8 protein-coding genes and 1 pseudogene are annotated in these 11,505 nt (G+C 38.2%); 3 read left to right on the top strand and 6 right to left on the bottom strand.

Features of this window, described 5'->3' with window-relative positions:
- Window positions 1-84 precede the first annotated feature (84 nt).
- Window positions 85-627, top strand: coding sequence for a hypothetical protein (locus tag HOL16_06465; protein MBT5390327.1), 543 nt, complete (start codon window positions 85-87; stop codon window positions 625-627).
- A 102-nt stretch (window positions 628-729) separates the two neighbouring features.
- Window positions 730-2,229 (top strand): hypothetical protein, encoded by a 1,500-nt coding sequence (locus tag HOL16_06470; protein ID MBT5390328.1) that lies wholly within the window; start codon window positions 730-732, stop codon window positions 2,227-2,229.
- A gap of 2 nt (window positions 2,230-2,231) precedes the next feature.
- On the opposite strand, the gene HOL16_06475 is transcribed toward HOL16_06470, so the two are convergent.
- Both HOL16_06475 and HOL16_06480 read right to left on the bottom strand, forming a co-directional pair.
- Entirely contained in the window at window positions 2,232-2,780 is a 549-nt protein-coding gene (locus tag HOL16_06475; GenBank protein ID MBT5390329.1) for an IS630 family transposase, read from the bottom strand.
- Window positions 2,755-3,057, bottom strand: a complete 303-nt coding sequence (locus tag HOL16_06480) for a hypothetical protein (protein MBT5390330.1) — start codon at window positions 3,055-3,057, stop codon at window positions 2,755-2,757. Before HOL16_06480 ends, HOL16_06475 begins: the two co-directional genes overlap by 26 nt.
- A 191-nt stretch (window positions 3,058-3,248) precedes the next feature.
- Between HOL16_06480 and HOL16_06485 the strand changes: the two genes are divergently transcribed.
- The gene (locus tag HOL16_06485) at window positions 3,249-4,697 is read left to right on the top strand and encodes an ATP-binding protein (GenBank protein ID MBT5390331.1); all 1,449 of its coding nucleotides are present in this window, start codon (window positions 3,249-3,251) and stop codon (window positions 4,695-4,697) included.
- 137 nt (window positions 4,698-4,834) lie between these two features.
- Here HOL16_06485 and HOL16_06490 read toward each other — a convergent pair whose 3' ends face one another.
- The 4 genes and pseudogenes from HOL16_06490 to HOL16_06505 all read right to left on the bottom strand — a co-directional run bounded on the left by HOL16_06490 (window position 4,835) and on the right by HOL16_06505 (window position 10,987).
- Window positions 4,835-6,418, bottom strand: coding sequence for a type IV secretion system DNA-binding domain-containing protein (locus tag HOL16_06490; protein ID MBT5390332.1), 1,584 nt, complete (start codon window positions 6,416-6,418; stop codon window positions 4,835-4,837).
- 621 nt (window positions 6,419-7,039) lie between these two features.
- A pseudogene (locus HOL16_06495) lies at window positions 7,040-7,207 on the bottom strand (DNA-binding protein).
- A gap of 490 nt (window positions 7,208-7,697) precedes the next feature.
- Entirely contained in the window at window positions 7,698-8,888 is a 1,191-nt protein-coding gene (locus HOL16_06500; protein MBT5390333.1) for a tyrosine-type recombinase/integrase, read from the bottom strand.
- 527 nt (window positions 8,889-9,415) lie between these two features.
- Window positions 9,416-10,987 carry a DEAD/DEAH box helicase gene (locus HOL16_06505; GenBank protein MBT5390334.1) on the bottom strand — a complete coding sequence of 524 codons (1,572 nt, stop codon included), beginning with the start codon at window positions 10,985-10,987 and terminating at the stop codon, window positions 9,416-9,418.
- Window positions 10,988-11,505 lie beyond the last annotated feature (518 nt).

Raw genomic sequence — 11,505 nt, forward strand, 5'->3', positions numbered from 1 at the left:
CGTGCGTATGATTCAGAAAGGACAAATTAAAGACCTTGATGCCGTGCTATCCACCTTCCAAAATTTTGCGGCTCTAATGACGTAATGTGCCTGAAAGAAAGGAATCTTCTGTCTCTCCACGACCCTGCACAACAAACGCGACAGAGCCGTTTAAGATCAGAGAAATCGAACCATAATTATTATAAGTTTACAAAAACGGCTCAGAAGGAATTCGGACAGAATCAACAAGATTGGAAAATCCTCACAACGCGTTTTGAACAAAATCAAAATCTATCACCTAATGTAGCAAAGCACACAGCGTCACTTATTATTCAACATAGAGAAAAATACGCCTACTCCCCAACAGAAGAGCAGATAACTCAATTCGTAAAGGTTGCTCTGTATTCTCATGAAAGGGCTCAACAACTAGATGATACTTACGGTCATATATCTTCCCATGAAAGAAAAGTTATTAAGGAATATATACGTTTTCAAGAATCAAAGGAGATTTTAAGGAATCCACAAATACTAGATTCTGCCGAGCTGAAAGAAATGCAAACGCGAACACAGCAAGAAATGCACTCTCAGATTAAACTGACACAAGAACAGTTAAAAGAGAAAGAGCTATCGAGAGGGATTGAGCGCTGACGAGAATTAAATTCTTGGTTCTTGACACGGGTTCACCTCCATGTGAATTTAGTTACAAAATAGCTTTAAACATCAGCTTAACAAGATAAAAATGGAAAGAGTATGCTTCGCATAAAAATTTATAATTTTTCTCTTTCTTTCCTTTCTTTGTTTCTTAGTCTTCTTATTTATAGTGATGCTCTGGCAGGAGAGGAAGAAGCAGAAGAACGTAATAGAGTTTATAGGTTATCCACCCATGAAGAACATGTTGGAGCATTAGAAAGTGCCTTTAAAAGTGCCGGAAAGTCCGTCTTAGTCACAAATTATGGAAACCTTTATACTTCTGTTCTTAAAACACCTTTATTTACAACAATAATTCCTGAAGCACGTCATAGAAACGTACAAGTTTATTTTCGTTTTAATTATAGTGATAAAGAAAGCCGATATTCTCCAATTCCTTCTGAAGTAGAAAAATATTTTCATAACTATGGTATCAATGCAGCTTGGACACAAACACATGCAAAAATCGTTGCTGTTGATAGTAAACTAGTTATGGTAGGGTCTTTCAATTGGCTTTCCGATTTAACAGTCCCTGTCCACTATCGCTCGTTCAATAGTACTCTTGTTTTTGAGGGAGACGAAGCCTGTAGAATGACAGATGATATATGGAAAGTTTTGAAGTACTATAGAAATAAGGAATTTGGAGAATATAATAGAACCAACCATAGGAAAGCGTACTTATTCAAGCGCAATCCCGACAACCAACTATCTAGGCAATACGTTTTGGACGATGAATCCACACTTACATATGTACCTGTTATAGAGGAACATAGAAGAAAACTCTTGGACATTTTTGAGCGCGCGAAAAAAAGAATCGTTATTTTTTCTCCTTTTGTTTCATGGGATGGAGTTAATACTTATCAACGAGATTTTGTAAGAAACCTCCTCACAACCGTTTTAGAAAGAAATGTATCGGTTTGTTTTGTATGTTTGCCTGACCATGAAAAGAGATATAGAGACTATTTAGGAGATTTATTTAATTATTCAAATTTAAAATTGAAGACCTTTCCTCACCTTCATGCAAAGACCATTATTATGGATGACAAACTCATAGGAGAGGGTTCATTCAATTGGCTATGTGCGGCTCGAGATGAGATCTATCATACTCATAAACATGAAGCCACACTCATTTTTGAAGGTTCGAAAGCTAAAGACTTTATTCAAAGTTTTTATCAAACAGATCTTGGAAGACTTGCGTCGGAAGATGTATATGTTGAACATTCATCCTCTGATAATAAAAAAAGAAAATACGATGAAAAACTTCCTCCTAGAAAGAAGTTAAAGCCAAATTTTTCAGATGAAGAGAGATTCTTTTCTGATAGAAGAATGGAAATTGAAAAAGATATGTGGGTACACTACCCATTCTGGACCAAATATTCTGATGATTATATCTATCTGGTATACGGGAAGTATTTTGAGATCATGTCAGGGGAGAGGTTTAACAGAGAAGGATATTGTGTTCGAATTAACAAACAAGAATATCTCAGAGATGATCAAAATATAAAGTATTTTAATGATATTCAGAAAGCTAAAGAAGCAACTTATACCAACTCCACAAAATAAACTTACAAATAATTTAAGGAACAAAGAGATTTGAGAGTTTGAGGTTGGATTGAATTAATAAAGTCAGAGATTTCAATTTCCAGAGCCGCCAAGGTATCAAAGACCTTGTTTTTAATGGTGTTTTGCTTGATATACCGCCAAAGTCTTTCGACAGGATTCAGCTCAGGAGAATATGGAGGCAAAAGCATGACGCTTATATTGGAAGGCACGGATAAAGATTGAGATTTATGCCAACTAGCACAATCCATAACAATCAAAGCCTTTTTGCTTCCAAGGTGTTGGGACATTTGCTGCAAAAAGATGTTCATGCACACAGTGTTTACGAGCGGTAGAATCATGGTGAAATCTTCACCATTCTGAGGACTTACAGCGCTATACAGATAAAAGTTTTGGAACCCCAGCTTTACTTTCACTGGAATTCTTTTTCCTTTTGGAAACCACCCATGCCCTAGTTTTGAGTGGGTACCAAATCTAAACTCGTCAAAAAAGTAAAGAAGCCTGTCAGGATCTTCATCAAACTGCTTTTTAAGATTTTTTTTTAAATTCTTTATGCAAACTCTTGTCTTGTTTGTAGTGCTTCGCTCGTGGAGTAATGTATGAGAAGTTCAGTTTTCTCAGTAAATTATTGGTCGCCGACATGCCTAGTTGCTTGCCAAAATCTTGCTCGATCTTTAGTTTAACTGCCTTAATTGTGAGATTGAAGTCTTCTTGTAAGCAGGTTTTTACCGTCGCAACCTCCTCATCGTTCAAAATGCTTTTACGCCCTCTGCCGGGCTTCAGTTTAAGGCCTTCAACCCCTCCTTTTTCAAACTCACTTATCCATTGCATGAGGCTTACTCTACTAACACCAAAGATTTCTGAAACCTTTGAAATGCCTTCCTCTCCTAGAAACCTTTGAAATTCTTAAAGATTGCGTTGTTGCCATCTATAAACATTACATAAGTGGCAATAATAATATTGAAATTATAGAACTTGCCGTATATAAACTATCTATAAGCGGCAATAACTAGGGTATGGATATGTATTTAATTGGTCGAAAAAAAGAACAAACTATTCTTGAAAAAATGCTTTCCTCTAAAGAAGCAGAATTTGTTGCTATTTATGGAAGAAGAAGAGTTGGCAAAACCTATCTAATCCAACAGTGTCTCTCTCAAAAAGGTGTCTATCTTGAATGTACAGGAACAAAAGATGGTAATTTAAAAACACAACTTCTCAATTTTACCCAAAGCTTTTCAACAACCTTTTATCCAGGAATTCCCATAAGTTCTCCTAAAAGCTGGAGGGAAGCCTTTGAGCTTCTTACACAGGAAATTATAAAGCATAAAAATAAGAAAATAATTTTATTTTTTGATGAACTTCCCTGGCTTGCCACACGAAAGTCCAAACTCCTCCAAAATTTGGATTATTTCTGGAACACTCAGTGGAGTAAATTGCCTCAAGTAAAATTAATTGTTTGTGGTTCAGCAGCGTCATGGATGATCTCTCATTTGATAAATGCTAAAGGAGGACTGCATAATCGTGTAACCAAAACTCTGCTTTTGGAACCTTTTAACCTCTCTGAAACAAAGATGTTTCTTGAGAAGAAAAAAATTAAGCTGTCAAAAAAGCAAGTGCTAGACTTGTACATGGTAATGGGTGGAATCCCATATTATCTCAATCATCTAGATCCTACAAAATCAATTTCACAAAATATTAATGATATGTGTTTTAAAAAGGATGGGGTTCTATACGGTGAGTTTCATCGTCTGTTTCGATCACTTTTCGAAGCGGCTGAACTCAATCTTCAAATTGTCAAGGTCATTGCTCAACGACACTACGGAATTTCTTTTTCAGAACTAGCTCAGAAAGTAGGAAAGAAAGTAGGAGGCCGACTTGCCGAACGACTTGACGAACTAGCTGTTGCTGGCTTTATTCAACGATTTTTGCCTTATGGGCGCAAAAAAAGAGATCACTATTATAAGGTCGTAGATGAATACATATTGTTTTATTTTAAATGGATTGCGGACTTAATAGAAGGGAAGGAACTTCCAAAAGGGACAGATTATTGGACCCGAATTTCGAAATCTCCGGCGTGGTATAGTTGGGCAGGCTATTCTTTTGAGAATATTTGTTATAAACACGTCGATAAAATAATTCATGCCCTTGGGCTTGAAAACTGTGGTTGTTTTGTGAGCCACTGGAGATATCACGGTAACTATAGAAAGGAAGAAGATGGTGCACAAATTGACCTACTTTTAGATCGTGATGATGATGCCATCACTTTATGTGAAATTAAATATTCATCTAAACCTTTCATTATTGATAAGTCTTACGCCAAAAATTTAATGAAAAAACAAGAAGTTTTTGAAAAAAATATTAAAACACCCAAACAAATATTTTTAACAATGATTACCGTTTCTGGATTGAAAAAAAACGGATGGTCCGAAGAACTCGTTCATCACTCTGTTACATTGCAAGACCTGTTCTAATCAATATGCTCTTATATGATTGGGAATCCTTGATGTACAGCATATATAATGGAGACGCAGGCTATTTCAGAGAGAGATCATGCAACTACACGCTTTATCTATAATAGCCTTCTGTATCTATTTTCATATACAATATTTTATCCCATTTCATGATTCAATGAATGTTTTCCTTGAGAGATGATTTTCTGAGATATTTTAGCTTTTTTGGGCTTCTCTTCTTTTGTAACAAATGCTTTAGAATTTTTCACACTGGGTTTATAATTCATAGCGAGCTTGCTAACCGGGTATTGCCCTGGCAGTTTCACATAACACTCTAGATCTTTCAGACTCATGATCTCTGTTGGCAAAACGATAGGGCGACTCAGATTATTCTGACTCAATGAGACCCCATCTCTCATGGTATTAGAACCATAAGAAAGATTTTCCTGTACTTCTTTCGTTTCTGCCTCCCCAAGAACATTGGAAATCCAACTGGTCGTATTAGGATCTGTGCTTCTAAAAAAGATTTTCGTGTTAAAAAGATCTAAGAGAGCTTGAGACGTAGAGTGCCCGTATATGTTTATCAGTTGGGGAAAACTTTGAATTCCTGCCATTAAACACCCTCCATATTTTCTTGATTCCGCGAGTGCTGCCTCAAGAGAAGGTAGTTTTTGAAGTGCCGGGAGCTCATCCACAATAAACCATAATCTTCTTTGAGAATCAGGGTCTAAGGTCATCAATGCGTTGATAGCTATATCCATCCATGCTGTTATCAGAGGTTTAAGGGTTTTTCTCTGATCAGGCCTTGCTGTTAAAAACAACCACCCACTCTCACTTTCATCCTCAATCCATTGCCTGATAGAAAAATCTGATTTTTCTTCTAAATGTTTTAAACAAGCTATTTGTGAGACGAGCGTAGAGCGAATTGAAAATGTTGTTTTATCCCCTTTTTCATCTGTAAAAGGGGCGGCTTCTGTTCCCAAAAAAAATTGGCTATAGTCCTTCAGGCTCGATTTTACCAACACCTCATAAAGGTTTTGTACGGAACAATCCCCCTCTTCCTTCAATTTTTTTAAAGCGGTTGATAAAATTATTCTTCCCGCATTATCCCAGAAACTATCTTGAACAGATTTTTTGTGAGTTACAAAAGCCTCTGCAAAAGTATCAAACTGTGCTTCTGTTTGGCACTCATCCCACACAGACCAGTTGGTAGATCTTTGGTCAAACGGATTTAAAATAGTGTCACACTCTGAGTTATAAAAACGCAAAACATAATCACCTGTTAAATCCACAATAATAGCTCTATCTCCTCGTTCTCGAATTTGAGGAAGAAGGGTATTAAAACAATTGGATTTACCGGAACCAGTGGTGCCAGTGACCATCATATGAGACGTTTCTTTATCTTTAACCAAAGGGAGCTTATCTAAAGACAAGTCTGAGGCTGCTTTTCCCTTAAGTAGAAGTTTTCTCAAGTCTTTAACAGACACGAGTTTCTGTCCCCTATTAACTTTCTTTATCGATTGTGTGTATCCTCTAAAAATAAAAAAGAAGATGGTTAAAAATGCACTCAATAAACCAAACAAAACCCCAAATACTAGATTTTGTTTGAGAGTGATTTCAAGACGATCGATAGATCGTTGCATATAAAGATTTCGGACAAGATCCTGAGATCGCACTTGTCCTACTCTGCCATCTTGATATTTAAAATCCTGCGTTACCTTTTCTTCACTTCCAAAACTCATGTTCAATAACAACTCTGCATAAAGACTTTCTTTGAGCAAATACCACTCATAAGAAGACGTGTTTCTGTAAGTCTGATATCCAAAAAAAGGCTGATACACAAAATTGTAATAAGAACTGTTGAGAAGATTATTTGCTTAAACATACGTAATCGGTGCAAAGATAATTGTCCGCCGCGGGTGAAGTGATTGCTAATTCTCATAAATCCTCCTTTTTATTTGATAAATAGTGTAGTTTTGGTAAAGTGAAAAAAAGAGGATTAAATATGACAAAATCTTCACCCCCATCAAATCATCGTCCTTTTGTCCTTCGCAAATCCATCGTGCTAGTATCGGCGAGCATAGCTGTAGTCGTTGGTTTGTTTTATGAAAACTTGCAGGTTGGTGTTTTTTCCTATTTTTGTTTTGCCGTTTTGCTGGATTATGTATGTCACTACGTCTTGAGACTAAAACCTTCTCAGTTCGCAATCCGTTCCCAATTAAAAAAACATCAACATGTGACGTCAAGGCAGCTGGATCGTTATTTTGGCACACGAAGGAACATAAGAGGTCTGTCCTTGATTCTAGGTTTAGTGGTAGCAAGCCCATGCATAAATTTCTAGCTCCTCCAGTTGTGTTTTTACGAAGCTGCATCTCTTCAAAAGAGGCTATATCCATAATTCGGTAGAGAATTCTGCCACCTAGCTTGAGGTATTTAGGACCTTTACCGTTCCAGCTCCATTGACTAAGAGTTGATGGTTTTATGCCCCATCTTCTGGCTAATTTCTTAGCTGTAATAAGGTTCGTTTCCATTCATAAGCCTCATGTATGCTTTTGTTATATCAATTTCTACGAAAATCTATAAACGTCTATAAAGTTATATATTCTTCTATACAGCTCTATTAAAGTATATATAAGTATAAACGTTTAATACTTTTTATTTAAACAATAAAAATTCATTATTGGTGCTTTGTCAACTGTAAATATTTATATGCTGCCTTCTAATTTGTAGATGTAGTTGCCTTGGAGCAATCAAGAAATTGTGATGAAAGGTTGATGGTTAATGGAGTATGCGGTTTAGGATGTTGAGAATAGAATTTAATGGTTTTAGCTGAAGCAAACAGAATTTTGTGAGCAAAGGGTTGCATTTGGTGTTCCAATGATGCACGCCTTATCTATTCAACTCCTGATTGATGAAGTATGCACGGAAGGATGGTTTCCGCAGCGATTGCTTGTAGAGAGGGAAGCAGTTGTCGGGGCTAATGATTAAATAACTTTATATGTGCGAATATAACTGATCTGTTTAATCTTCTATTTTAGGTTGTTTACCGCCTTCAATGCCTTCAATTTGTGAAATTTTTTCACCAAAAACAGAGGCTGCCTGTCTCAACGGCTCATCTGCTAAATGGGCATACCGCTGAGTGGTCGAAGCTTGGGTATGTCCCAATAACTTGCCTACAATACTCAAACTTAAACCACTCGAAACCAAATGAGACGCATGGGTGTGTCGCAAATCATGTATTCTAACATTAGGAATATTTGCCCTATTTCGAATTGTATTCCACGCTTTTTTTATGGTTTGTAGTGGTCGCCCTTCTACCTTTCCTGGAAACAAATATTCCCCATGAGTTTCTTTTCTCATCTCCTTAAGAAGTGTGTGTGCCTGTGGGGATAAAGGCAAATATTCCATTCTTTTCTGTTTCGTTGTGTGGGCTGGCTTAGTCCAGACACCCTTATCTAAATCAATCTGTTCCCAACTTGCTCCTAAGACCTCTCCAACTCTCGCTCCGGTTAAAAGTAAAACTCTCACGATGTTAGAAACAGTTTGATTGTGATAGGTATTCAAAACCTTCCACAAACGTTCCAATTCTTCATCATTTAACCATCGCGTACGCTTATATTCCTGATATTTTTGCACACCATTTACCGGATTTTCCTTTGCCCATTGCCACTGTATAGCCAAATTATACATTTTACTTAACAATGCTCTCAAGCGATTTGCTGCATATGGAGTCTCTTTAAGGCTGTTGTGCAAAAGTTGCACATCATGACTGGAAATTTCATCGATTTTATTGTCTTGCCACCGGGGCAGAATAAAATTTTCTATCATCCTCTTATCAATTTTACAGCTTTCTTCTCTTTTGTTTGGCTTTGCGTAGTTTTCTAGATACTCGTGCGCTAGATCTCTAATTGTTGGAATAGAGATTCTTTCTTTTCTTTCTCTTGATGGGTCTCTACCTTTTGCCACGTCACCTAATGTTTTTTTTGCCTCCTCTCGGGCTAACTCAGCAGTAATTGAACCATGGACTCCTATTTTCTTTCGGCGTGTACGAGCAGATTGGTTTCGGTATTGTACAAAATAGGTTTTGCGTCCTGTTGGGAATATCCTTAAACCAAACCCTTTAAGCTCAGAATCCCAAACGAGAATTTCTTTGCTTTTGTGGGGAGAGATACTTTCAACATATCTTTTTAAAAGCTTCTTACTTTCATCCATATCATCTCCTTAAAATGTTACGATCGTTCACAATGAAATTTAGTTTACTAGAAATTAAAAACGGAAGCAATCCGGAAGCAATAGAACAAGATTCGGGTAGGTTTTTAGATATAAAGACACAACATGTTATTAAGATAACTAATTGAAATATTTAATTTTATACACTTAAAAAGGTATAGGGATACATATAGATTCCGTGACTGTTAATCACTGGGTCGGCGGTTCGAGCCCGTCCCGGGGAGCCATTTCAGGTTTCATAATGTATTTTTTTCTGTCAAAATTGAGACTCAGGTTGTCTTAATACTGTAAAATTTATTGAGCTTAATTTGGTGTAATATCTAATTTTGGCCCGGTAAATATTCTAAGATTATAGAATGCGTTTCTCGAACATCTTATAAGGACGGCCTCATATTAAAGGACTGTTTTCGACTCGTACGATGATAGTATCATATGATACTATCAAAGACGGTTTCTTACCCATTAGGAATCTGATCAAATAAGGTCAGGAAAATGATTTGGTTGCTAATCTAAGCGGCTTTGCGATTGACCTGGCCTTTAACTCTTTTCTTTTTCGATCGAGCAACAAAATTTCCTGATATGGGTTTGTTGCTTTTACCATAGTTTTTGCCGCTGTTTTTTTTGTGGCTGTGGTTCTTTCCGTCGCTTTGGCTCTTTCCGTCGCTGTGGCTTTTACCACTGCTGTAGCTTTTACCATTGCTTTGGCTCTTTCCGCTGCTGTGGTTCTTTCCGTCACCGCGGCTGTTGCTGCTCTCTTGGTTTTTACCGAGGCTGTAGCTTTTACCATTGCTTTGGCTCTTTCCGCTGCTGTGGTTCTTTCCGTCACCGCGATTGTTGCCGCTTTCTTGGCTTTTGCTGTGGCTGTAGCTTTTTCCGCTTTCTTGGCTTTTGCCAAAGTTCTTGGACGAAGGTCTCTTGCTGAATCTTTTCTTATCGGAATTTTTGCGGGGGCCTTTTTCCTGGGTATTTCTTCTCTTTTCGGGGAAAGCGTTTTTCTTGGAGGGATCCAGCAAGCATTCGATGGCACGCCATTTGGAACCATCTTGTTGAGAAACAAAGCATAGAGCAGAGCCTTCTGCACCTGCGCGGGCTGTTCTGCCCATGCGGTGAATATAATCTTCCGCCACTTGTGGCAGGTCATAGTTGACCACATGCTCGATGTGGGGCACATCTAGACCTCGTGCTGCGATATCTGTGGCGACTAGAATTCTGAATTTTTGATTCCGGAAACTGTTCATCACTTTGCTGCGCTTATTTTGCTTTAAGTCTCCGTGCAGAGCATCTGCTTTAAAATCATCTCGTGAGAGATTTTTAGCCATTCTTTCTGTGCCGCGTTTTGTCTTCACAAAGATAATGACTGATCCGTTGCGTTCATGTAATTGGCTGAGCAGCTCTTTATATTTCTGTCCCTGCTCTAGCCGAATAACGCTGTGTTTGATGTTCTGGGCAACGGCATTGGTGGCGCCTATAGAAACGCGCTTAGGATCCTTCAAATATTTCCCTGAAAGTTGGACGATTGTCTTTGGCAGGGTTGCCGAAAACATAAGGGTCTGCCTTTTGGCTGGTAGAAACTTTAGGATTCTATCAATTTGCACACCGAATCCCATATCCAGCATACGGTCTGTTTCATCCAGAACAAGAAAACCAGCATTGTTGAGCATCAAGGTCCCGCGTTCCAAATGGTCATTTATGCGCCCAGGAGTTCCCACAACAATGCGCGGACGTTGTCTCAGTTGGTTGAACTGTTTGCCCATAGGCTCTCCACCTATCAAAAAAGCCGTCTTGAGGGGGCTTTTAGGACCAAGTAGCTCTTGAATAGCGTCTAGAACCTGCTTGGCAAGTTCCCGTGTGGGTGTCATTACAAGGGCCGTTCCTCGTCCATTGTTGAGGAGTGATTCTACGAGGGGAATACTAAACGCTGCAGTTTTCCCCGTTCCTGTTTGAGCGGATCCCAGAATATCTGAACCTTGTAAGGCGAGTGGGATAGCTTTTTCTTGAATAGGGGTTGGCGTTTTAAACCCAATTTTCGAGAGCGACCTAGTTAAGGTCTCGGAAAGGCCAAAGCCTTCAAAACTTTTCATTCTTTTTCCTTCATGTCATGTTTTAAGTGCACAAAGGCTTTTGCCACCATGCACGGTTACTAATTTAAGCCTAAAACGGCGTTAATCTATAAATTTGAACTTTGCGGAAAAAGAGTGAAGTCCACGTATCCTTTTTATCGAAGGATACTTTTTCTGTAAGCTCTATCTCATAGAGAGCGTTTATCAAACTCTGGCGTCCTTATGACAGGTTTTGTGCGGGCTGTCAAATTTTTGTATTTTACCGGGGGAAACCCCCATATGAATTGGTAACGGTTGCTCAAGCTATCCCAGTAACTTCTAATTATCCCTAGATCCGAGATAGAGAAACAAAAAAGCTCTGAGTACGAGGAAATAGCTGGAAAAGGAGAGAAAAAGGGTTACACTCTTTAGGTGAAAACGTAACCCCTTCTTAAGAAATATTATTATGAAGCCAGCATCATTTTCACTAAAATCAAGCAAAGAAACGTTAACGTCGAATTCAGGACTTATTTTGTTTGGAGAGTTTTGCCAAAAGATAG

The organism is Alphaproteobacteria bacterium (assembly GCA_018662925.1).
GTDB lineage: Bacteria > Pseudomonadota > Alphaproteobacteria > 16-39-46 > JABJFC01 > JABJFC01.

What these genes read in the sequence shown, in the direction of transcription:
- HOL16_06480 (MBT5390330.1), bottom strand. Translation starts at nt 3,057, where the DNA reads ATGCAATGGATAAGTGAGTTTGAAAAAGGAGGGGTTGAAGGCCTTAAA.
- HOL16_06470 (MBT5390328.1), top strand. Translation starts at nt 730, where the DNA reads ATGCTTCGCATAAAAATTTATAATTTTTCTCTTTCTTTCCTTTCTTTG.
- HOL16_06490 (MBT5390332.1), bottom strand. Translation starts at nt 6,418, where the DNA reads ATGAGTTTTGGAAGTGAAGAAAAGGTAACGCAGGATTTTAAATATCAA.
- HOL16_06505 (MBT5390334.1), bottom strand. Translation starts at nt 10,987, where the DNA reads ATGAAAAGTTTTGAAGGCTTTGGCCTTTCCGAGACCTTAACTAGGTCG.
- HOL16_06500 (MBT5390333.1), bottom strand. Translation starts at nt 8,888, where the DNA reads ATGGATGAAAGTAAGAAGCTTTTAAAAAGATATGTTGAAAGTATCTCT.
- HOL16_06485 (MBT5390331.1), top strand. Translation starts at nt 3,249, where the DNA reads ATGTATTTAATTGGTCGAAAAAAAGAACAAACTATTCTTGAAAAAATG.
- HOL16_06465 (MBT5390327.1), top strand. Translation starts at nt 85, where the DNA reads ATGTGCCTGAAAGAAAGGAATCTTCTGTCTCTCCACGACCCTGCACAA.